20 protein-coding genes are annotated in these 21,326 nt (G+C 59.5%); 13 read left to right on the top strand and 7 right to left on the bottom strand.

All coding sequences use genetic code 11. The features are described from left to right. The 3 genes from hslR to ACOI6Z_RS16885 are packed head-to-tail and all read right to left on the bottom strand — an operon-like array spanning position 1 to position 3,272. The gene (gene hslR, locus ACOI6Z_RS16895; RefSeq protein ID WP_023291201.1) at positions 1–402 is read right to left on the bottom strand and encodes a ribosome-associated heat shock protein Hsp15; all 402 of its coding nucleotides are present in this window, start codon (positions 400–402) and stop codon (positions 1–3) included. Further along, positions 399–1,082 (bottom strand): GMP/IMP nucleotidase, encoded by a 684-nt coding sequence (yrfG, locus tag ACOI6Z_RS16890; RefSeq protein WP_004202162.1) that lies wholly within the window; start codon positions 1,080–1,082, stop codon positions 399–401. The genes hslR and yrfG overlap by 4 nt, the downstream gene beginning before the upstream one ends. Before the next feature lie 60 nt (positions 1,083–1,142). Continuing rightward, complete coding sequence (locus tag ACOI6Z_RS16885) at positions 1,143–3,272, bottom strand: intracellular growth attenuator family protein (RefSeq protein WP_065812629.1); 2,130 nt, start codon at positions 3,270–3,272, stop codon at positions 1,143–1,145. A gap of 320 nt (positions 3,273–3,592) precedes the next feature. Between ACOI6Z_RS16885 and nudE the strand changes: the two genes are divergently transcribed. Continuing rightward, positions 3,593–4,153: an ADP compounds hydrolase NudE gene (nudE, locus tag ACOI6Z_RS16880; protein WP_004202164.1), complete on the top strand. Its 561-nt coding sequence runs from the start codon at positions 3,593–3,595 to the stop codon at positions 4,151–4,153. Between the two features lie 53 nt (positions 4,154–4,206). On the opposite strand, the gene mrcA is transcribed toward nudE, so the two are convergent. Further along, on the bottom strand, positions 4,207–6,765 hold the full coding sequence (gene mrcA, locus ACOI6Z_RS16875; RefSeq protein ID WP_032454231.1) for a peptidoglycan glycosyltransferase/peptidoglycan DD-transpeptidase MrcA: 2,559 nt from the start codon (positions 6,763–6,765) through the stop codon (positions 4,207–4,209). Positions 6,766–6,883: 118 nt separating this feature from the next. Between mrcA and ACOI6Z_RS16870 the strand changes: the two genes are divergently transcribed. From ACOI6Z_RS16870 to trpS, 12 genes are all read left to right on the top strand, one after another. Continuing rightward, the gene (locus tag ACOI6Z_RS16870; RefSeq protein ID WP_420687456.1) at positions 6,884–7,684 is read left to right on the top strand and encodes a pilus assembly protein; all 801 of its coding nucleotides are present in this window, start codon (positions 6,884–6,886) and stop codon (positions 7,682–7,684) included. Then, on the top strand, positions 7,668–8,201 hold the full coding sequence (locus ACOI6Z_RS16865; RefSeq protein ID WP_050533989.1) for a PilN domain-containing protein: 534 nt from the start codon (positions 7,668–7,670) through the stop codon (positions 8,199–8,201). Before ACOI6Z_RS16870 ends, ACOI6Z_RS16865 begins: the two co-directional genes overlap by 17 nt. Continuing rightward, complete coding sequence (locus ACOI6Z_RS16860) at positions 8,191–8,619, top strand: hypothetical protein (RefSeq protein WP_049013527.1); 429 nt, start codon at positions 8,191–8,193, stop codon at positions 8,617–8,619. The genes ACOI6Z_RS16865 and ACOI6Z_RS16860 overlap by 11 nt, the downstream gene beginning before the upstream one ends. Beyond that, entirely contained in the window at positions 8,609–8,989 is a 381-nt protein-coding gene (locus tag ACOI6Z_RS16855; protein ID WP_050533988.1) for a HofP DNA utilization family protein, read from the top strand. Before ACOI6Z_RS16860 ends, ACOI6Z_RS16855 begins: the two co-directional genes overlap by 11 nt. Beyond that, entirely contained in the window at positions 8,925–10,166 is a 1,242-nt protein-coding gene (gene hofQ, locus ACOI6Z_RS16850) for a DNA uptake porin HofQ (protein WP_032429004.1), read from the top strand. The genes ACOI6Z_RS16855 and hofQ overlap by 65 nt, the downstream gene beginning before the upstream one ends. A gap of 270 nt (positions 10,167–10,436) precedes the next feature. Next, the gene (gene aroK, locus ACOI6Z_RS16845; protein WP_002920267.1) at positions 10,437–10,958 is read left to right on the top strand and encodes a shikimate kinase AroK; all 522 of its coding nucleotides are present in this window, start codon (positions 10,437–10,439) and stop codon (positions 10,956–10,958) included. 55 nt (positions 10,959–11,013) lie between these two features. Continuing rightward, complete coding sequence (gene aroB / locus ACOI6Z_RS16840; protein ID WP_044524957.1) at positions 11,014–12,108, top strand: 3-dehydroquinate synthase; 1,095 nt, start codon at positions 11,014–11,016, stop codon at positions 12,106–12,108. 84 nt (positions 12,109–12,192) lie between these two features. Then, positions 12,193–13,482, top strand: a complete 1,290-nt coding sequence (gene damX, locus ACOI6Z_RS16835; RefSeq protein ID WP_065812627.1) for a cell division protein DamX — start codon at positions 12,193–12,195, stop codon at positions 13,480–13,482. Between the two features lie 78 nt (positions 13,483–13,560). Then, positions 13,561–14,388: an adenine-specific DNA-methyltransferase gene (dam, locus tag ACOI6Z_RS16830; protein ID WP_004202178.1), complete on the top strand. Its 828-nt coding sequence runs from the start codon at positions 13,561–13,563 to the stop codon at positions 14,386–14,388. A 17-nt stretch (positions 14,389–14,405) separates the two neighbouring features. After that, positions 14,406–15,083, top strand: coding sequence for a ribulose-phosphate 3-epimerase (gene rpe, locus ACOI6Z_RS16825; RefSeq protein ID WP_065812626.1), 678 nt, complete (start codon positions 14,406–14,408; stop codon positions 15,081–15,083). Continuing rightward, positions 15,076–15,837, top strand: coding sequence for a phosphoglycolate phosphatase (gph, locus tag ACOI6Z_RS16820; RefSeq protein WP_065812625.1), 762 nt, complete (start codon positions 15,076–15,078; stop codon positions 15,835–15,837). Before rpe ends, gph begins: the two co-directional genes overlap by 8 nt. After that, positions 15,830–16,834 carry a tryptophan--tRNA ligase gene (gene trpS / locus ACOI6Z_RS16815; RefSeq protein ID WP_002920253.1) on the top strand — a complete coding sequence of 335 codons (1,005 nt, stop codon included), beginning with the start codon at positions 15,830–15,832 and terminating at the stop codon, positions 16,832–16,834. Before gph ends, trpS begins: the two co-directional genes overlap by 8 nt. Before the next feature lie 74 nt (positions 16,835–16,908). Here the strand turns inward: trpS and cysG are convergent, their stop codons facing one another. From cysG to nirB, 3 genes are all read right to left on the bottom strand, one after another. After that, complete coding sequence (gene cysG, locus ACOI6Z_RS16810; protein WP_023291188.1) at positions 16,909–18,282, bottom strand: siroheme synthase CysG; 1,374 nt, start codon at positions 18,280–18,282, stop codon at positions 16,909–16,911. Positions 18,283–18,435: 153 nt separating this feature from the next. Continuing rightward, positions 18,436–18,762 carry a nitrite reductase small subunit NirD gene (gene nirD / locus ACOI6Z_RS16805; RefSeq protein ID WP_023291187.1) on the bottom strand — a complete coding sequence of 109 codons (327 nt, stop codon included), beginning with the start codon at positions 18,760–18,762 and terminating at the stop codon, positions 18,436–18,438. Further along, complete coding sequence (gene nirB, locus ACOI6Z_RS16800; RefSeq protein ID WP_065812624.1) at positions 18,759–21,302, bottom strand: nitrite reductase large subunit NirB; 2,544 nt, start codon at positions 21,300–21,302, stop codon at positions 18,759–18,761. The genes nirD and nirB overlap by 4 nt, the downstream gene beginning before the upstream one ends. Between the last annotated feature and the right edge of the window lie 24 nt (positions 21,303–21,326).

The following is a 21,326-nucleotide window of genomic DNA, read 5'->3' as shown; positions in this document are numbered from 1 at the left end:
TTACTCACTCTCGCCGTGTTTAAATCTCATCAGGTCGCGGCGCTCTTTCTTGTCCGGACGTCTGTCAGGGTGCGGCATGGTCAGGGCGTTCATTTTGCGCGCCAGGGCCATTTTTTCACGCTTCTCGATACTCTCCGCCGTCTCTTCATACAGGGTGACGGCTTCGCTTGCCGGGCGGCGCTGCTCGGTGATACCGACGATGCGCACCGTCCGCTCGTCGTTGCCCTGACGCAGCGTCAGCATGGCGTCCAGTTCGACGATTTTCCCTGGTTTGCTGCGTTGTCCGTTGTAATGCACCTTGCCGCCTTCAATCATCTCCCGCGCCAGCGCGCGGGTCTTGTAAAAGCGGGCGGCCCAAAGCCATTTATCCAGTCTGACGGTTTCGGCAGGCTTCTCTTTCATCGCCTCTCCTTCGGGGTAAGCGAAGGGATCAGTCGTCGGTAATCATTCAGCCCCGGATGGCGCAGATACTGCTTTTCCGCCAGCCCGGAGTCGGGATTGGTAATGCCCAGGCAGTAGCGAATGCCAAACTCCCTCGCGGCATCCAGAATCGCCTCGCTGTCGTCGACAAACAGCGTTTTATGCGCCTCAAGGCCGGTTTCCTCCGCCACGGCGCGCCACAGACGCTGATCCTCTTTCGGATAACCAAATGTGTGGGTGGAAAGTAATAAATCAAGGTGCGCATCCAGGCCGGTGTGTTTGAGTTTCACCGCCAGATTGTGGGGATGGGCATTGGTCAACAGAATACGTCGCTTACCGCTGGCCTTGAGCGCATCAAGGAACGGCACGGTATCCTCACGCAGCGTGGCGCGCGGACCCTGTTCGCTGGTCATCGCACAAATATCCAAACCCAGGCGCTCGCTCCAGTAATCCAGACAGTACCAGTTTAGCGTATGCTGCACGGCATGATACTCCTGGTGCATGGCCTCTTTCGCCTGTTGCAGATTGAGGCCGCGGGCGGCCCCCCAGGTTTCCGGCACCAGCGTTTGCCAGAAATAGTTATCGAAAGCGAGATCCAGGAGCGTGCCGTCCATATCCAGCAGAACGGTATCGACCTCCTGCCAGGCGATATCAAAATGCATGATGACTCTCCAGCGAGCGGGAAATGGGCGACAGGGTATCACACCCTGCCGCCGGGGAAATTAATCTTGCGGGTCAGACGAGGGGAGCAGCACCGGGTTCAGGCAGCTTTCGTAATATTTCTGAATCTCTTCCATACGCTGGCGATGGCGTTGATAACGACGCAGCGCCTGCACGCCGTGGTAAGCCATGCATCCCACCATCGACAGCAGCAGAAGAGTGATGCCCAGATAGCGCCACAGGCCGCTGCGGTCGGGAATGCGGTGCAGGTTGATATGCTGGGTGCCGTTGGCGTCAGTAAACAGATTGGTGACGATCCCTTCGGCATGGAAGGGAGTATGCATCAGCATACCGGCCAGCCGCCGCAGTTCGCCCCATTGCTCATGCGCCGGGTAATCATACAGGCTTACCGCCGGCCACGGCTGATTGACCAGCACGCTGCCCTCGTCGCTGGCGATGAGGAAGCCGCCCGGGGCCGGGCTGTTGAGCGCCTGCGCCGCTCGCGAGGTTTCACGCATTACAAAGGGGGCGGTTGAGGTGGTCACCAGATTCTCCAGCGACTCGGCGCTGACTGGTCGCAGGAGCACGTTCACGCCATCCAGTTTCCCGGCGGACGCGCGCTTGGTTAAGGTCTCCCAGTTACGGGTATTGCCGAGATTAACCAGCGCATTCTTCAGGCGCAGGCAATCATCTTTTGCCGAGCAGAGATCGTTGGTTTTCTGAACGATATCGCCGAAATCATCCAGCAGCACCATGCCAGATTTCTGAATGGCGGAGCGCAGCGCCGGGCTGACGCGGGAGTCGTCGTCGGTTTCCGGGTGCAGCTGACGCTGGACGGACTCCATCAGGGCGGTCGCTTTGCTGACAATGTCAGACTCCGGCAGCGGCAGAGGAGGGGCATCGTTCCACACAATCTGCGAACAATCGAAAGGCAGGAACGGCGAATCCTCTTTGGCCGTCCAACTGCCCGGCGTGCGGATGTTGCACATCCCGGTACCGGTCAGGCGCAGCGTATCGCCAATGCGCACATGGGCCTTTTCCAGCTGGCTGACGGTCGTGGCTTCAATCGTCTGCGCCCCCTTCAGCCACGACAGGGTGAACTTAAACGGCATATTCAGCGGTACGCTGGCCCATAGCATGATCACCACCACCAGGGCGCCGGCGGCGATAATCGCGCTGCGCAGCCAGTACTGCAGCGGGAAATTTTTCACTTCATCATGAAGCGACAAGTAGCGTCCCTGACGGGCCACATGGCGGTTGAGATAGATATCAATATCGGTCTGCTGTCCGAGGTCCTGGGCGATCCAGGGCTGCCAGTGGCGCGGATAGATGAGATCGATAATGCCCAGCGAGATATTATTGATATGTTCCTGATCGTTTTCGCCGAACAGCCCCCAGCGCTTCGGGACGCCGCGCAGGCAGTGGATTTCGCGCAGCGCGGCGCGGCGCGGCGGGGCATAGATCCCCCACAGGCCGGCGGCGAGCAGCAGCAAACCGGCGGCCACCAGCCACGGGGTAAAGACGGCTGGCCCAATCAGGCTGAAATAAAAGACCAGGAAAGAGGCGACGATCAGGATCGCTTCCCGCAGACCGTCCGGGCGATTCAGGGCGTGCTCTTCCGGGCTTTCCCGCCGGATCTGCCGCAGCTCTACCTGTTCGCTCTCTTCGCCGCGAATCGAGGCCTGGGTGGCCGAGGCGCGTTCCAGAGCGTAGCTTTGCGCTTCCTGACGATAGTCGCTCAGGGTATGACCGTTAAGGGTGATAACCAGCGGCAGGCTGTCGGTGGGGATCAGCTCGACGCTGTTTTCATCGTTGATATGCTGTTCCCAGAACGGCGGCAGATGTACCTCCACCGAATCGAGAAAATAGCGCCATTTATTCGGCGCGTCGGTGGTGATCCCGTAGCGGGTGATGGCTCGCGTCAACCCATAGACGGTATCGCTCTGTTCGTTTAGCGCCAGAGCGACGGGCGCGCTGGTGGCGCCGGACGCGGGCACCTGCTGGGCGCGGCTCAGTTCGGCAAGATACTTTTCGATGGCCTGGCGCTCATCGGCAGGGAGCGGCCGCGTGGTGGCATCGCTAAAGGCGTGCAGTAGGGGGAGCCGGCGGCGTCTGGCGTGCGTGCGATACCACCATCCAATGAGCAATACGCAGATTAGCAGAGCTGTAAGGAATATCAGAAAGGTGCCCATGCCCATCCCATCATAGTTATATTTTTCTTACGAAATCGTCGGTGAACGTGAAGACTAACGTCAAGCTGCAGTGTTAGCGGCGCACCTGCTTGCAGGGTAGTGAATATGTCATGCAGCAGTGTATAAGCTTACCAAAAACGTTAAAGCGCAGAAATCGGTAAATTCTCAAACAGAATTCAAGCTATTGACTTTTTTATCTTTATTACTTTCACCTTTGCAGGGAAAAGGTTACAACTCTGTAAATAAGTGGCGATTTGGATTGCCGAAAGCGTGTTGCGTATCGCACAATGACTGCTTAATCACAGCATAGACCGATGACAATGAGCAAATCATTACAAAAACCCACCATTCTCAATGTTGAAACTGTCGCCCGTTCGCGCCTCTTTAATGTCGAAAGCGTCGATCTGGAATTCAGCAACGGTGTGCGTCGCGTTTATGAACGTATGCGGCCTTCCACCCGCGAAGCGGTAATGATTGTGCCGATTGTGGATGATCATATTATTTTGATTCGCGAGTATGCCGTCGGGACGGAATCCTACGAGCTGGGCTTCTCCAAAGGGCTGATTGATCCGGGTGAAACCGTGGATGAAGCGGCCAATCGCGAGCTGAAAGAAGAGGTTGGCTTCGGCGCCAATAAGCTGACGTTCCTGAAGAAGCTCAGTATGGCTCCCTCTTACTTCTCCAGCAAAATGAATATCCTGGTGGCGGAAGATCTCTATCCGGAGTCGCTGCCGGGCGATGAGCCCGAGCCGCTGCCGCAGGTGCGCTGGCCGCTGGCGCAGCTGATGTCGCTGCTGGATGAAGAAGATTTTAACGAGGCCCGCAACGTCAGCGCGCTGTTTTTAGTGCGGGAATGGCTGCAGGCCCAGGGGAGACTCTGAACGAGCGTTCACGCTAAGCAGCAATAAAAAAGCGCCCGCAGGCGCTTTTTTTGTCAGAACAGCTCGTGGGTTTCACCGCCGCCGTCCGTCAAGGTGGTGCCCACCTCATGGACCGCCTGCTGCGTGGGCTGGGTACCCTCAATAAAGTATTCCGCCCGGCTGTTGCCCCCGTTCGCCAGCTGACCGGTGCTGCGATCGATATTCACCGTGACGATTCCCGGCGGCGGCGTTAACGGCTCTTCCGCAACGCCTTCCAGCACGCTCTTCATAAAGCTGTCCCAGGCCGGCTGGGCGCTTTTGGCGCCGCCTTCGTAGCCGGAGATCTGATCTTTAATCGCCCCTGACGCGGTGGTCCGGCCAAGATCGCGACGATGATCGTCAAAGCCGATCCAAACCGAGGTCACCACGCCCGGCCCGTAGCCTGAGAACCAGGCGTCCTTCGAGCTGTTGGTGGTTCCGGTTTTGCCGCCGATGTCATGCCGCTGCAGATCCCGTCCGGCGCGCCAGCCGGTTCCCATCCAGCCCGGTTCGCCAAAGATGTTGCTGTTCAGCGCGCTCTTGATCAGGAAGGCCAGCGGGGTATTGATCACATGCGGCGCGTATTCCTGGGCGCCGCTCTGCGCCACCAGTGACTGATTGGCCTGCTCCAGCTGCGGCTGCGGCGGCACGTTGCCATTCTGCGGTTCCGTCGAGGTGGCGACATCTTCCACATCTTTGTTTTCCAGCACATTGGATTTTGGCGTATCGCCGTAAATCACCGGTAAATCACACTGCGGGCAGGCGATTTTCGGGCGCTCCTCGAAGAGGACCCCACCCTGATCATTCTCAATCTTACTGATAAAGAACGGGTTGACCAGGAAGCCGCCGTTGGCCATCACCGAATACCCGCGGGCGACCTGCAGAGGCGTAAAGGAGGCGGAGCCCAGCGCCAGCGATTCGGTGTGGACAATGTTTTGCGCCGGGAAACCAAAGCGCTGCAGATACTCGGCGGCATAGTCAACGCCCATGGCGCGCATGGCGCGCACCATTACCACGTTTTTCGACTGCCCCAGGCCCTGGCGTAAACGAATCGGACCGGCATACTGCGGCGGCGAGTTTTTCGGCCGCCAGTCGGAGCCGGCCCCGGCGTCCCAGCGCGAGATTGGCACATCGTTGAGCATGCTTGCCAGAGTTAAGCCTTTATCCATCGCAGCGGTGTAGAGGAACGGCTTGATGTTGGAGCCGACCTGGCGCAGCGCCTGGGTGGCGCGGTTAAACTTGCTCTGGTTAAAGTCAAACCCACCGACAAGGGCAATAATCGCGCCGTTTTGCGGGTTAATGGAGACCAGCGCCGAGTTGACGTCCGGGACCTGCGACAACCACCAGCTGTCACCCACTTTGCGAACCCAGATCTGCTGCCCGGCCTGCACGACGTCGTTGACTTTACGCGGAGTCGCTCCCTGCTGCGTATCGGAGATAAAGCGACGAGCCCAGCGCACGCCGTCCATCGTCAGTGAAACGGAGTCGCCGTTAGCCAACAGCGCGACGGCCTCCTGGGCATTCGCGGAGGTGACCACCGCAGGAGAAAGCGGGCCTAAGCCAGGCTGGCGCTTCAGGGCGTCGACGATCTTTTTCGCCTCCCACGGCGTTTCGCCGACCTTCCACAGCACGCTGGCCGGGCCGCGGTAGCCGTGACGCATATCGTAATCCAGCACGTTATTGCGGACCGCCTGCTGGGCCGCCTGCTGGTTTTTGCGGGTAATCGTGGTGTACACCCGGTAGCCATCTTCATAGGCCTGCTCGCCATAGCGATTCACCATCTCCTGGCGCACCATTTCGCTCAGATAAGGCGCTGAGAAGGCGATTTTCGGCGCGTGGTAGCTGGCGTCGATGGGTTCGCTGCGCGCTTCATCGTATTGCGCCTGGGTGATGTACCCCTCGCTCAGCATACGCGACAGCACCACGTTGCGACGGGCTGTGGCGCGATCCATCGAATAGAGCGGGTTAAAGGTGGACGGGGCTTTCGGCAGACCGGCAATCACCGCCATTTCGCTGAGGGTCAGCTGGTCGATAGGTTTGCCAAAATAGACCTGCGCCGCGGCGCCGACGCCATAGGCGCGGTAGCCGAGGTAAATCTTGTTCAGATACAGCTCAAGGATTTCATCTTTGTTCAGCAGCTGCTCGATGCGGATGGCCAGAAAGGCCTCTTTAATCTTACGCATCAACGTCTTCTCGGGGCTGAGGAAGAAGTTACGCGCTAACTGCTGGGTGATGGTGCTGGCGCCCTGCGAGGCGTGGCCTGAGAACATCGCCACGCTGGCGGCGCGGAAAATACCCACCGGATCGACGCCGTGATGCTCATAGAAACGACTGTCTTCGGTGGCGATAAACGCTTTCACCAGCTCGGGGGGAATTTGCTGCAACGTTACAGGGATACGGCGCTTTTCGCCGTACTGCGCAATAAGCTCACCGTCGGCGCTATAGACCTGCATCGGGATCTGCAAACGCACATCCTTCAGGGTTGCGACGTCGGGGAGTTGCGGCTCTATGTATTTGTAGAGGCCAAAAATCGAGCCTGCTCCCAGCAGTACGCAACAGACTGCAAGGATCAATAGATACTTTACGAACTTCACCGGTGTTTTCCCATTTAGTTTTATTTGGGCAGTTTATAAACAAACGCGCGGTAGTATAAAGGCAAGCCAGGTGCATTGATATAGCCGGACAGTTTTGCCGGATAAGGAGATCGTAAGCATGGCTTTCAGAAACTGGCGGATCGGAATGCATATCCAACAGGATAGCATTGCCATTGTCGCGCTACTGCATGAGCGCTCACGCTGGGCACTGCGCCGCTGGTGGCGCATTCCGCTGCCGCCAGGTCTGGTGCGGCAGGGGATGGTGGAGGACGTTTGCGCCCTCGGCTCACGGCTGGCAGCCTGGCGGCGGGAGCTACCGGCGCAGCATCAGATCAGTATCGCCTTTCCCGCGGCTCGCACGCTGCAAAAACGCCTGCCTTATCCCCAGTTCGCCCTGCGAGAGCGGGAACAGGCGACGTGGATAGCCAGCGCCATGACCCAGCAGCTGGCGATGCCCGCCTCCTCTCTATGTATTGATTATGCGCCCACCTCGCGGGATGACGGCTGGCAGGTGACGGCGGCGCAGCGGCTGGATATCAATGTTCTGCGGGAGCTGGCAGGGCGGCTGCGGCTGCGGGTGGCGGCCATCGTACCGGATGCCAGCGCGCTCGGCGCCTTTTTCCCCTGGATGACGGCAGCAGAGCAAGGCCTGGCGTGGCGGGATGAAAAGTACTGGCTATGGGCGACCCAGGAGGCCTGGGGCTGTGACGCCTGCGATGCGATAGGGTCCTTAAGCCAGCTGGCGGGGCAACTTCAGGTTCCTCTGCGCCTGTGCGCTGATGCGGGCGACGAGGCCAGTCGTTTTGATGTCTGGCAGGTGGTTCACCGCCGGCAGCCTCCGCTGCCAGCCGACGGCGATCGCTACGCCATTGCCCTTGGGCTGGCGCTGGGAGGCGGGCGCCATGACGCATGTCGTTAATCTTCTCCCCTGGCGTGACCTGCGTCGCCGCCAGCGCCTGCGCTACGCCCTGTTGTTAGCCACCGGTATCGTGCTGCTGGTGGGGACGACTCTGCAGGCGGGGCGAACAGCGGGTCTACAGCGCGACGCCCTGGCGAGGATCCACAGGACAGCCGACGCAGCGTTGCTCGCCTCGCTCAAACAGCGCGAACAGGCGATGCGCGAGGCATGGCAGCAGCATCAACGCCAGCGCGAGCAGCGCCAGCGCAGATCGACGATCGCCGCCTGGCAACCCCGACTAATGGCGCTCGCGGCAGGCCTGCCCGCTCAGGCATGGCTGACGCGGCTGGAGTACCAGGGGGCGCGCCTGACGCTGGATGGTCTGGCCCTCAACCTGCAGGCGCTGGCCCGGGTGGAGGCTGCTCTGGCCAGCGTCGCGGGATTCGCGCCGGCTAAAGCCGGCGGAACGCAGCGCGACGCCGAGGGGCGCTGGCGGTTCAGTTTTACCCTGTCGGGAGCGCGCGCCGATGCGGATTAACACCCGGCGCACCCGGGCGGGGCTGTTGATCCTGCTCGCGATGGGGCTGATGGGGGGCGGCGTGGCGCTCTGGCGCGATGCCCGCCCGCCGCTGGCGGCGCTGTCCCGCGATGGCGCTCTGCAAACGCAGTGGCGGCGGATCATGGCGCTGCGCATCCCCGCCGGTGAAAGTTCCGAGGAACGCATCGACAAGCAGCCGTTCTCGCCCATCGCCATTCCGCTCGCCGGCGCGAAGCTAATCGCCTGGCATCCGCAGGGGAGCGGCGGTGAGATGGCGCTGTCTCTCCCCTGGCCGACGGTACCCGCCCTGTTCTCATGGCTGGCGCGCTGCGGGATGAACCCGCGTTCGTTCTCGCTGGAGCGCGAGGGGCAGGCGCTGCGCATGCGGCTGCAGCTGGAGGCGGAAGATGGGCGGTAAATGCTGGATTTTGCTGTGGTTGCCGCTGTCGCTGCTGGCGGGCGGGCGCGATCCTTTCCTGCCGGTTGAAGATCCTTGCCGCACGGCGCAGCTGTCGCAATGGCGCTATGGCGGCGCGGCCGGCGATGGCGCAGGCTGGACGGGGTTTTTGCAGGACGGAAGCGGCATGTGGCGACGGGTACGGCTGGATGAGCAATTGCCCACGGGCTGGCGGGTGAGTCGGCTGACGGCCGGCGAGCTGGACATCGTCACGCCCCCGGGATGTGAACCGCCAGCGTGGCGCTGGCAACGTGAAGGAAAACAAGATGATGCGATGGATAAGCCTGCTGCTTCTGCTGCTACCGCTGGCGGTGGTCGCCGCGCGAAATGACAAGCCGGTTTCGCTGGTCGTTGACGACGCGCCAGTGGCCCAGGTGTTGCAAGCCCTGGCCGAAATGAACCATAAGAACCTCGTTGTCGCACCGGACGTCAGCGGCACGCTCTCCCTGCGCCTGCAGAAGGTCCCCTGGACCCAGGCGCTGCGGGCAGTGGCGGATAGCGCAGGCCTCTCTTTGCAACAGCAGGGGACGGTCATCTACGCGCATACGCAGGCCTGGCAAAAAGCCAATCTGGCGCAGCGCGAAGCTGAACAGGCGAAACGTCTGCAGAACCTGCCGCTGCTGGCGGAGAGCGTGACGCTGCACTATGCCGATGCCGAGGAGCTGGCTAAAAGCGGCGGTAAGTTGCTTAGCGCCCGGGGAAACCTGATGGCGGACAAGCGGACCAATCGGCTGCTGATCCGCGATGATGCGCGGCATCTGCCGGCGCTGAAGGCCTGGGCGCAGGAGATGGATCTGCCGGTCGGACAGGTGGAGCTGGCCGCCCATATCGTGTCGATGAGCGAAACCAGCCTGCGTGAACTGGGGGTGAAGTGGCGGCTGGCGGAGGCTGAAAGCACCCCGGGATCCGGGCACATCACCACCCTAAGCAGCGATGTGTCGGTCAACGATGCCAGCACCCGCGCAGGCTTTAACATCGGCAAAATTAACGGGCGCTTGCTTGAGCTGGAGCTTTCCGCGCTGGAGCGCAAGCAGCAGGTCGAGATTATCGCCAGTCCTCGTTTGCTCGCCTCCCATATGCAGCCCGCCAGCATCAAGCAGGGGAGCGAGATCCCCTATCAGGTCTCCAGCGGTGAAAGCGGCGCCACGTCGGTGGAGTTTAAAGAGGCGGTGCTGGGCATGGAGGTGACGCCGACGGTGCTGCAGCAGGGGAGAGTGCGGTTGAAGCTGCGAATAAGCGAGAACACGCCAGGCCAGGTGCTGAAGCAGGATAACGGCGAGGCGCTGGCCATTGATAAACAGGAGATCGAGACCCTGGTGGAAGTCCGCAGCGGCGAGACCCTGGCATTGGGCGGCATCTTTTCGCAGAAAAACAAAACCGCCCGCGACAGCGTCCCGCTGCTTGGCGATATCCCGGTGCTGGGGCGTCTGTTTCGCCGCGACGGGAAAGATAATGAACGCCGTGAACTGGTTGTCTTTATTACGCCACGGATTCTGGCAGTACGTTAAGCAGGTTTTTCATGCTAAACACGTTTCAGGTGTTTGACGTGAGGACGGATTTAGCATACAAGGGGTACCGATTTGAGAGTCGGGTACGACATCAATCCTCCCTTTATTGTCCGGCGATTTTATTCAGTTGCCAAACCAGCCGGAGTATTGAGATAATTTTTAGTCTGACTCTCGCTCTATTGCATATGAGGTTTCAGTTCATGCCCTGCGGCGCTGGGTGTCTGCGAAGCGGGTTTATCATTAACGAATAGTCTTAGTAGTACCGAAAAAATGGCAGAGAAACGCAATATCTTTCTGGTTGGGCCTATGGGTGCCGGCAAAAGCACTATTGGGCGCCAGTTAGCCCAACAGCTCAACATGGAATTTTACGATTCTGATCAAGAGATTGAGAAACGCACTGGCGCTGATGTGGGCTGGGTCTTCGATGTTGAAGGCGAAGAAGGCTTCCGCGACCGTGAAGAAAAAATTATCAATGAGTTGACGGAAAAACAGGGGATTGTGCTGGCGACTGGCGGCGGCTCTGTAAAATCCCGTGAAACGCGTAACCGTCTCTCCGCCCGCGGCGTGGTGGTCTACCTGGAAACAACGATCGAGAAGCAGTTGGCCCGTACGCAGCGCGATAAAAAGCGTCCTTTGCTACAAGTCGATGCGCCGCCTCGTGAAGTACTGGAAGCGCTGGCTGACGAGCGTAACCCGCTGTATGAAGAGATCGCCGATGTGACTATCCGCACAGACGATCAGAGTGCGAAAGTCGTCGCGAACCAGATTATTCATATGCTGGAAAGCAACTGATTCTGGCTTAATAAAAGTGCGTCAGAGTAAAAGTCATTGAGGTGGATGTCGCGTTATGGAGAGGCTTACTGTTACCCTCGGGGAACGTAGTTACCCGATTACCATCGCGGCTGGTTTGTTTAACGATCCAGCTTCCTTCCTGCCACTCAAGTCGGGCGACCAGGCTATGCTGGTCACCAACGAAACGCTGGCGCCGCTTTATCTGGATACCGTCCGCTCTGCGCTGGAGCAGGCAGGGGTCAACGTTGACAGCGTGATCCTGCCCGACGGCGAGCAGTATAAAAGCCTGGCGGTGATGGATACCGTATTTACCGCGCTGTTACAAAAACCCCATGGCCGCGACACCACGCTGGTGGCGCTCGGCGGCGGTGTTATCGGTGATTTAACCGGTTTCGCCGCGGCAAGCTATCAGCGCGGCGTGCGTTTTATCCAGGTCCCTACCACCTTGCTGTCGCAGGTCGACTCGTCGGTCGGCGGCAAAACCGCAGTGAACCACCCTCTCGGCAAAAACATGATTGGCGCCTTCTGGCAGCCGGTTTCCGTGGTGGTTGATCTTAACTGTCTGAAGACGCTTCCGAAGCGCGAACTCGCTTCCGGACTGGCTGAGGTCATCAAGTATGGGGTGATCCTCGACGGCGCATTCTTCAGCTGGCTGGAAAACAACATTGATGCCCTGCTGGCGCTGGATGAAAAGGCCATGGCGTACTGCATTCGCCGTTGCTGTGAGCTGAAAGCGGAAGTTGTGGCTGCCGACGAGCGTGAAACCGGGTTACGTGCTTTACTCAATCTTGGACATACCTTCGGCCATGCTATCGAGGCTGAAATGGGCTACGGTAACTGGCTGCACGGCGAAGCGGTGGCGGCAGGTATGGTGATGGCGGCGCATACGTCCGAGCGGCTGGGGCAGTTCCGCGCGCAGGATACTCAGCGCCTTATCGATCTGCTCAAGCGTGCAGGTTTACCGGTACGCGGCCCGCAGGAAATGAGTGCGCAGGCGTATTTGCCCCATATGATGCGCGATAAGAAAGTACTGGCTGGCGAAATGCGGCTGGTGCTCCCGCTCGCAATAGGAAGCAGCGAGCTGCGCGGCGGAGTGCCGCATGATGTGGTTCTTGGCGCGATTGCTGATACTCAGCAGGCGCAACAATAAGAAGGTCTGGCCGCGTTCGCGCGGCGTTATCATTTCGGGTGATGTGCAATAATCGTGAGCATAAGCCTTTTAGTGGGGTGTTAAATGGATGATTTCAAACCAGAAGACGATATGAAAGCCGATCGCAACGATCGTCGTGCTGGTCGTTCCCGTCAGTCTTCCGAGCGTGATGCCGATCCGCAGATCAATTTTGACGATGTTGATCTTGATGCCGATGAAGGCCGTCCGACGCGCGCCGGCAAGGCCCGTCGTGAGCGTGAAGAGGAAGAGTTCGAAGAAGAACTGGATGCGGAAGATGAGGAGATGCTCGAAGAGCAGCCTGTAGAGCGTCGTCCGCGTAAGCGTAAAAAAGCGCCGGCGAAACCCGCTTCCCGCCAGTACATCATGATGGGCGTGGGGATTCTGGTGCTGTTGCTGTTAATCGTAGGTATCGGTTCCGCGCTGAAATCGCCATCTTCGTCCAGCCAGCAGACCGCTTCCGGCGAGAAGAGCATTAATCTGTCTGACGACCAGTCCGCCAGCACGCCAGCTGCCGGCCAGGATCAGACAGCCGCCAATACCACCACACAGCAGGACGTCACGGTACCGCCTATTGCCGCGAACCCGACCCAGGGCCAGGCAGCGACAGAGCCGCAGGGCCAGCAGCGTGTTGAAGTTCAGGGCGATCTGAATAACGCGCTGACCCAGCAGCAGGGCCAGCTGGACGGCGCCGTAGCTAACTCGACGCTGCCAACTGAACCGGCAACCGTCGCGCCGATCCGTAATGGCGCCAGTGGCGCCGCGGCGCCGCGCCAGACGACCGAACGTCAGACGGCTGCAACGTCGCGTCCGGCCGAGCGTAAGCACACCGTCATCGAAGCGAAGCCGCAGCCGAAACCACAGGCGGTGGCGAAAGCGCCGGTAGAAACGAAACCGGTCCAGCCGAAGCATGTTGAAAGCGCGGCCACTACCGCTCCGGCGAAAACGACCGTCAGCGAAAGTAAACCGGCAGCCACCGCGCAGAGCAAACCAGCCACGACCGCGACGACCGCAGCGCCAGCCGCAACGGCAGCCGCGGCAGCGCCGGCGGCGAAGAGCGGTAAAACGGCAGGTGACGTCAGCTCGATGAAATCTGCGCCGTCGGGTAACTATACCCTGCAGCTCAGCAGCTCCTCTAACTATGAAAACCTGAATAACTGGGCGAAGAAAGAGAAGCTGGACAGATATGTTGTCTATGAAACGTCGCGTAACGGCCAACCGTGGTACGTGCTGGTGAGCGGTATCTATTCATCGAAAGATGAAGCGAAACGCGCGGTCACCTCGCTGCCGCCGGACGTGCAGGCGAAAAATCCATGGGCAAAACCACTGCATCAGGTTCAGGCTGATCTGAAATAATGCCGTGGGGTAGTCTTAAGCGCAGGATGCTGTCGGAGCTTTCTCCACAGCCGGAGAATGTGTAATTAGTTAGGCAGCATGAAAAAGAATCGCGCTTTTCTAAAGTGGGCAGGGGGGAAGTACCCCCTGCTTGACGATATTAAAAAGCATTTGCCGGAAGGTGAGTGCTTAATCGAGCCCTTTGTGGGCGCCGGGTCGGTATTTCTCAATACCGACTTTTCTCGTTATATCCTCGCGGATATCAACAGTGATTTAATCGGCCTGTACAACATCGTCAAATTGCGCACCGACGAGTATGTCGCTGCCGCCCGCGAGATGTTTACCCCGGAAAACAACGTCGCTGAGCGCTACTACCAGTACCGTGATGAATTCAACCAGAGCCAGGATCCGCTGCGTCGCGCGGTGCTGTTCCTGTATCTGAACCGTCACGGCTACAACGGCCTGTGTCGCTACAATTTGCGCGGCGAATTCAATGTGCCGTTTGGCCGCTATAAGAAGCCCTATTTCCCCGAGGCTGAGCTCTATCATTTTGCCGACAAGGCGCAAAACGCTGAGTTTTACTGCGAATCTTATGAAGAGTGCATGCAGCGTGCGGATAGCCGCACGGTGGTGTATTGCGATCCGCCCTATGCGCCGTTGACGGCGACGGCGAACTTTACCGCCTACCACACCAACAGCTTCAACCTGGAGCAACAGGTGCTGCTGGCGCAAAAGGCGGAATCGCTGATGAAGAAACGGATCCCGGTGCTGATTTCCAACCACCGCACGCCGTTGACGCAGGAGTGGTATAAAAACGCGGCAGAAACGCATATTGTGAAGGTTCGGCGCAGCATCAGCAGCAACGGTGGTACGCGTAAAAAGGTGGACGAGCTCTTAGCGCTCTACCGTCCGCCTAAGACCAAATAAATTTCAAGGAGATGCGGATGAAGCAGTATTTGATTGCCCCTTCGATTCTGTCGGCTGATTTTGCCCGGCTGGGTGAGGATACCGCGAAGGCGCTGGCGGCGGGTGCGGATGTCGTGCACTTCGACGTCATGGACAACCACTACGTGCCGAACCTGACGATTGGCCCGATGGTGCTGAAGTCGCTGCGTAACTACGGTATTACCGCGCCGATCGACGTCCACCTGATGGTGAAGCCGGTCGACCGCATCATTCCTGATTTTGCCGAAGCTGGCGCCAGCATCATCACCTTCCACCCGGAAGCCTCCGAACACGTCGACCGCAGCCTGCAGCTTATCAAAGAGCACGGCTGCAAAGCGGGCCTGGTGTTTAACCCCGCGACGCCGCTGAGCTATCTCGATTACGTGATGGATAAGCTGGACGTGATCCTGCTGATGTCGGTTAACCCGGGCTTTGGCGGCCAGTCCTTTATTCCGCAGACGCTGGATAAACTGCGTGAAGTGCGCCAGCGCATCGATGCGTCCGGCTACGACATTCGCATGGAAGTGGATGGCGGAGTGAAAGCGAGCAATATCGGCGAAATCGCCGCGGCGGGCGCTGATATGTTCGTTGCCGGTTCGGCGATCTTCGGCCAGCCGGACTACAAGAAAGTCATTGATCACATGCGTAATGAATTAGCGAAGGTGAGTCATGGATAAATTACAGGCGATCCGCGGCATCGCGTTTGATCTCGACGGCACGCTGGTGGACAGCGCGCCGGGTCTGACCGCCGCCGTTGATAACGCCCTCTACGCCCTGGAGCTGCCGGTGGCGGGAGAAGAACGCGTCGTGACCTGGATCGGCAACGGCGCCGATGTTCTGATGGAGCGGGCGCTGACCTGGGCTCGCCAGGAGCGTGCAACGTTACGTGCGGCGATGGGCAAGCCTTCCGTCGACGATCATGATATTCCGCAAGACGAACAGCTGCGCATTTTGCGTAAACTGTTTGACCGCTATTACGCCGAAGCGGCGGAAGAGGGCAGTTTCCTGTTTCCGGCAGTGGCCGATACGCTCGGCGCGCTGCAGGCCAAAGGCCTGCCGCTGGCGCTGGTGACCAATAAGCCGACGCCGTTCGTCGCCCCGCTGCTGGACGCGCTCGATATGGCGAAATACTTTACCGTGGTGATCGGCGGCGATGACGTACAGAACAAAAAGCCGCATCCGGAACCGCTGCTGCTGGTGGCGCAAAAGCTCGGCCTGACGCCGGAGGTGCTGCTGTTCGTCGGCGATTCCCGTAATGATATTCAGGCGGCCAAAGCGGCAGGCTGCTGCTCTGTTGGCCTGACCTACGGCTATAACTATGGCGAACCGCTTGCGCTGAGCGAGCCGGACTATCTCTTCGACCAGTTTAATGAACTCTTACCCGCTCTCGGGTTACCGCACAGTGAAACTCAGGAATTGAAACATGACTAAGCCCATCGTTTTTAGTGGCGCACAGCCCTCAGGTGAACTGACCATTGGCAACTACATGGGTGCGCTGCGTCAGTGGGTAAACATGCAGGACGATTACCACTGCATCTATTGCATCGTGGACCAGCACGCCATCACCGTGCGCCAGGATCCGCAGCAGCTGCGTAAGGCGACGCTGGACACCCTGGCGCTGTATCTGGCCTGCGGCATCGACCCGCAGAAAAGCACTATTTTCGTTCAGTCTCACGTGCCGGAACATGCCCAGTTAGGCTGGGCGCTGAACTGCTACACCTATTTCGGCGAACTGAGCCGCATGACCCAGTTTAAAGACAAGTCCGCGCGCTACGCGGAGAACATCAACGCCGGTCTGTTTGATTATCCGGTACTGATGGCCGCTGACATTCTGCTGTACCAGACCAACCAGGTTCCGGTGGGCGAAGATCAGAAACAGCACCTTGAACTGAGCCGCGATATCGCCCAGCGTTTTAACGCTATCTACGGCGATATTTTTAAAGTGCCTGAGCCGTTTATCCCTAAATCCGGCGCGCGCGTGATGTCGCTGCTGGAGCCGACGAAAAAGATGTCCAAGTCCGACGACAACCGCAACAACGTCATCGGCCTGCTGGAAGACCCGAAATCGGTGGTCAAGAAGATCAAACGTGCGGTCACCGACTCCGACGAGCCGCCGGTGGTGCGCTACGACCTGAAAGAGAAAGCGGGCGTCTCCAACCTGCTGGATATCCTCTCCGCGGTCACCGGGAAAACCATTCCTGAGCTGGAGCAGCATTTCGAAGGCAAAATGTATGGCCACCTGAAAGGCGAAGTCGCCGAAGCGGTATCGGGCATGCTGATTGACCTGCAGGAGCGCTATCACCGTTTCCGTAACGACGAAGCGTTTCTCAATCAGGTGATGAAGGACGGCGCAGAAAAGGCCAGCGCGCGGGCTTCTCAAACCCTGAAAGCGGTATACGAAGCGATTGGCTTTGTCGCCAAGCCGTAAGCGACGCAACAGCTAAAAAGGGCGGGATTATCCCGCCCTTTTTTATGCCTGTCGTTCACGCCGTCAGGCGAAGGTTAATGGTTCGAAAACCAGTTCAGTTTATCCCGCAGACCGACCACGCGGCCGACAATGATCAGCGCCGGGCTGGCCATCTGCTGCGCCAGAATATCTAGCTGTCCTAAGGTGCCGCTGACCACTTTTTGCGTCACGGCGGTGCCGTTCTCGACGATGGCGGCAGGCATATCTTCCGCCATGCCGTGGGCGATAAGCTTCTCGCGGATCGCCGGCGCCTGGTTCAGACCCATGTAGAACACCAGGGTCTGCTTCTCCACCGCCAGGTTCGCCCAGTCCAGCTCGCCGCCGGTTTTCAGATGGCCGGTGACCAGGCGGACGCCCTGGGCGAAATCGCGATGGGTCAACGGGATCCCCGAGTAGGCGGAGCAGCCGGAGGCGGCGGTGATGCCGGGCACAACCGAGAAGGGGATCCCCGCCTCGCAGAGGGTCTCCAGCTCCTCTCCGCCGCGGCCAAAGATAAAGGGATCGCCGCCTTTCAGCCGGACCACGCGTCTTCCTTTTTGCGCTTCGCGCAGCAGGATCTGGTTGATCTCCTCCTGCGGCACGCAGTGATAGCCTGAGCGCTTGCCGACGAACACCCGGTCGGCATCGCGGCGCACCAGATTCATAATGTCGTCGGAGACCAGCCGGTCATAGACCACCACGTCGGCCTGCTGGATCTGCTGCAGGCCCTTGAGCGTTAGCAGCCCGGCGTCACCAGGGCCGGCGCCAACCAGGACGACCTCGCCGCGATGCTCTAACGGCTCGGTCAGCAGCTGCTCGGTGGTATCCGCCACCGCCTGCCGATCGTCATTGGCCAGCGACTGCGCCAGCCGGTCGTTAACGAACAGCTTCTCCCAGAAGCGGCGGCGTTCGCCTACGGTGGCAAACTGCTGCTTCACGCGCGCGCGCAGATGGCCGGCGTAGCGGGCCAGCTGGCCAAGATGCAGGGGTAAGACTGACTCCAGCTTCTCGCGCAACAGGCGCGCCAGCACCGGGGATGTCCCGCCCGAGGAGACGGCGACCATCAGCGGCGAGCGGTCGATAATGGACGGCATGATAAAGCTGGCCTGGCGCGGGGCATCCACCACGTTACAGAAGATACGCCGCGCTTCGGCCGCGTCGCTGACCTGCTGGTTCACCGTCTCATTATCGGTAGCGGCGATGGCCAGCCAGCAGTTGTCCAGCAGCGAGGGGATAAACTCCCCCTGCACCAGGGTTAGCATCTGTGAATCGGCCCACACATGAAACTGCGGGGTAAAGTCGAGCGCATTGACCGTGACGTTTGCGCCAGCATCCAGCAGCAGACGGGCCTTGCGTTCGGCGACATCCCCGCCGCCAACCAGTAAACAATCACGCTGGCGCAACTGGCAGAATATGGGTAAGTGATCCACAGAATAACCTCATAAAAATAAGGGGTAGAAAATGAGTGGTCGTAGAATAGCAGCAAAGGTAATACAAAACATGCGACATATCCCGCACTCATGCGCTGTCGGTCAGAAGTGTTACTTATATCTCCCCCCGTGGCCGGGGGGAGGATGCGGGACTCACGCCTTAAGCTGAACGTGGCCGTCTTTTACCCGGGCGTCGAAACGGGCGATAGAGTGGCTGGCATCTTCCATACACAGGCCGTCGCTCAGGCGGAAACGTTGTTTTTTCAGCGGGCTGGCAACCCACAGGGCGCCGTCATGCTCGGCGATAATGCCGCGAGACAGTACGCTGGCGTTAAAGAACGGATCAATGTTGCTGATGGCGAACACCCTGTCGTCATGATAGGGACGGAAGATCGCCACCTGCTGCTGACCGAGCAGGGCGCAGACGCCGGTGGCGGGCAGGATGTCGTCAATGTTGCAGATGTTTACCCACTGGCTCATGCTTTTTCCTCCACCAGAGTAACCGGGATGCGCTCATACGGCGTGGCCGGGCGATGCTGGTCACGTTCCGGCACAACCTGAACGTTCGGGTCGCGCTGGTCGCTGTTGATAAAGTGTTTGAAGCGGGTCTGCGCCGCCGGGTTATTGACGGTCTCGGTCCACTCGCAGGCGAAGGCGGCGCGCAGGCGAGCCAGCTCCTCTTCCAGATGGTCGTTCAGACCGAGCTTGTCATCGATGATGACGCTGCGCAGATAGTCGATCCCGCCTTCCATGTTGTCCAGCCACGGCGCGGTGCGGGTCAGCTTATCGGCGGTGCGGATGTAGAACATCATAAAGCGGTCGAGATACTTAATCAGCTTCTCGCGATCGAGGTCCGCGGCCAGCAGATCGGCATGGCGCGGCTTCATCCCGCCGTTACCGCACACGTACAGGTTCCAGCCTTTCTCGGTGGCGATGATCCCGACGTCTTTGCCCTGGGCTTCCGCACATTCGCGGGTACAGCCGGAGACGCCGAACTTCATTTTGTGCGGCGTACGGATGCCTTTGTAGCGGTTTTCCAGTTCGACGCCGAAGCCGACGCTGTCGCCGACCCCGTAGCGGCACCAGGTGCTGCCGACGCAGGTTTTCGCCATACGCAGCGCTTTGGCGTAGGCGTGGCCGGTTTCGAAGCCCGCTTCAATCAGCTGCCGCCAGATCTCCGGCAGGTCGTCTTTCTGCGCGCCAAACAGGCCGATGCGCTGGGAACCGGTGATTTTGGTGTACAGATTGAATTCACGAGCGATACGGCCCACGGCGACCAGCCCTTCCGGCGTGATTTCGCCGCCCGCGGAGCGCGGAATGACCGAGTAGGTGCCATCTTTCTGGATGTTGGCGAGGAAGTTGTCGTTGGTGTCCTGCAGCGGCGTGTGCTGAGGCTTGAGGATGTACTCATTCCAGCAGGAGGCCAGCAGGGAGCCGACGGTCGGTTTACACACTTCACAACCGTAGCCCTGGCCGTGTTTGGCCAGCAGTTCGTCGAAGGTTTTGATGCCTTCCACGCGGATCAGGTGGAACAGCTCCTGGCGGGAGTAAGCGAAATGTTCGCACAGGTTGTTGTTGACCTCGATACCCTGTTTTGCCAGCTCGGCGTTGAGCACCTGGGTGACCAACGGGATACAGCCGCCGCAGCCGGTACCGGCCTTGGTTTCCGCTTTCAGCGCCGCGACGGTATGGCAGCCTTTGTTGATGGCGGCGATCAGGTCGCCTTTACTGACGTCGAAGCAGGAGCAGATTTGCGCGCTGTCCGGCAGTTTATCGACGCCGATCGACGGCTTGCCGCTGCCGGCGTGGGCCGGGAGGATCAGCGAATCCGGATTCTCTGGCAACTCGATGGCGTTCAGCACCAGCTGCAGCAGGTTGCCGTAGTCGCTGGTGTCGCCGACCAGCACCGCGCCGAGCAGGGTTTTGTTATCGGCGCTGACGATCAGACGCTTATAAACTTCTTTGCTTTCGTCGAGATAGACGTAGCTGCGGGCGCCCGGCGTGCGGCCGTGGGCATCGCCGATACCGCCCACGTCTACACCCAGCAGCTTCAGCTTGGCGCTGAGGTCAGCGCCGGTGAAGCTGTTTTCACTGCCGAGGAGGTGGTCGACGGCCACCTGGGCCATTTTATAACCCGGCGCGACGAGGCCATACACGCGGTTGTTCCAGCTGGCGCATTCGCCGATGGCATAGATATCCGGGTCGGAGGTCTGGCAGCTATCGTTGACCATGATGCCGCCGCGCTGGGCAACCGCCAGTCCGCACTGGGTGGCCAGTTTATCGCGCGGGCGGATCCCGGTAGAGAAGACGATGAAATCGACCTGCAGCTCGCTACCGTCGGCGAAGCGCATGGTTTTGCGCGCCTCGGTACCCTGCTGAACGATCTCTTTGGTGTTTTTGCTGGTGTGAACTTTCACGCCCATGCTTTCAATTTTGCGCCGCAGCTGCTCGCCGCCCATCTGGTCGAGCTGCTCGGCCATCAGCATCGGCGCGAATTCGATAACATGGGTTTCGACACCGAGGTTTTTCAGGGCGCCTGCGGCTTCCAGGCCGAGCAGGCCGCCGCCGACCACCGCGCCGCGTTTGCTGCGACGGGCGCAGGATTCAATGGCGTTAAGATCTTCAATGGTGCGATAGACGAAGCAATCCTGAGTTTCCGCGCCTTTAATCGGCGGGATCCAGGGGTATGAGCCGGTCGCCATAATCAGCTTGTCGTAGAACACCGTGCGCCCGGCGCTGGAGTGGATCACTTTCTCCTGGCGGTTGATGGTGATGGCCCGTTCGCCGACCAGCACCTTGACGCCGTGTTTCTCATAGAAACCTTCGCGGACCAGCGACAGCTCTTCTGCGGTATGGTGGGAGAAATAAGACGACAGGTGGACACGGTCGTAGGCGATACGCGGTTCTTCACAGAACACGGTAATGTCGAACTGTCCGGTAGGCGCCTTATCGAGAAGCTCTTCGATAAAGCGATGGCCAACCATGCCGTTACCGATAATAGCGATTCTGACTTTGCTCATTTTTGCCTCGATTTCTTTTCTATT

The organism is Klebsiella sp. C239 (assembly GCF_048822715.1).
Taxonomy (GTDB): Bacteria; Pseudomonadota; Gammaproteobacteria; order Enterobacterales; family Enterobacteriaceae; genus Klebsiella; species Klebsiella quasipneumoniae.
The sequence above is the reverse complement of the archived record's forward strand: the minus strand, read 5'-3'. Positions and strand labels throughout refer to the sequence as shown.

Bases quoted from the DNA above. Each gene is read 5' to 3' on its own strand.
- yrfG (WP_004202162.1), bottom strand. From the start codon at position 1,082: ATGCATTTTGATATCGCCTGGCAGGAGGTCGATACCGTTCTGCTGGAT.
- aroB (WP_044524957.1), top strand. From the start codon at position 11,014: ATGGAGAGGCTTACTGTTACCCTCGGGGAACGTAGTTACCCGATTACC.
- ACOI6Z_RS16870 (WP_420687456.1), top strand. From the start codon at position 6,884: ATGGCTTTCAGAAACTGGCGGATCGGAATGCATATCCAACAGGATAGC.
- rpe (WP_065812626.1), top strand. From the start codon at position 14,406: ATGAAGCAGTATTTGATTGCCCCTTCGATTCTGTCGGCTGATTTTGCC.
- ACOI6Z_RS16860 (WP_049013527.1), top strand. From the start codon at position 8,191: ATGCGGATTAACACCCGGCGCACCCGGGCGGGGCTGTTGATCCTGCTC.
- gph (WP_065812625.1), top strand. From the start codon at position 15,076: ATGGATAAATTACAGGCGATCCGCGGCATCGCGTTTGATCTCGACGGC.
- aroK (WP_002920267.1), top strand. From the start codon at position 10,437: ATGGCAGAGAAACGCAATATCTTTCTGGTTGGGCCTATGGGTGCCGGC.
- nudE (WP_004202164.1), top strand. From the start codon at position 3,593: ATGAGCAAATCATTACAAAAACCCACCATTCTCAATGTTGAAACTGTC.
- ACOI6Z_RS16865 (WP_050533989.1), top strand. From the start codon at position 7,668: ATGACGCATGTCGTTAATCTTCTCCCCTGGCGTGACCTGCGTCGCCGC.
- ACOI6Z_RS16885 (WP_065812629.1), bottom strand. From the start codon at position 3,272: ATGGGCACCTTTCTGATATTCCTTACAGCTCTGCTAATCTGCGTATTG.
- trpS (WP_002920253.1), top strand. From the start codon at position 15,830: ATGACTAAGCCCATCGTTTTTAGTGGCGCACAGCCCTCAGGTGAACTG.
- ACOI6Z_RS16855 (WP_050533988.1), top strand. From the start codon at position 8,609: ATGGGCGGTAAATGCTGGATTTTGCTGTGGTTGCCGCTGTCGCTGCTG.
- nirB (WP_065812624.1), bottom strand. From the start codon at position 21,302: ATGAGCAAAGTCAGAATCGCTATTATCGGTAACGGCATGGTTGGCCAT.
- hofQ (WP_032429004.1), top strand. From the start codon at position 8,925: ATGATGCGATGGATAAGCCTGCTGCTTCTGCTGCTACCGCTGGCGGTG.
- hslR (WP_023291201.1), bottom strand. From the start codon at position 402: ATGAAAGAGAAGCCTGCCGAAACCGTCAGACTGGATAAATGGCTTTGG.
- dam (WP_004202178.1), top strand. From the start codon at position 13,561: ATGAAAAAGAATCGCGCTTTTCTAAAGTGGGCAGGGGGGAAGTACCCC.
- damX (WP_065812627.1), top strand. From the start codon at position 12,193: ATGGATGATTTCAAACCAGAAGACGATATGAAAGCCGATCGCAACGAT.
- nirD (WP_023291187.1), bottom strand. From the start codon at position 18,762: ATGAGCCAGTGGGTAAACATCTGCAACATTGACGACATCCTGCCCGCC.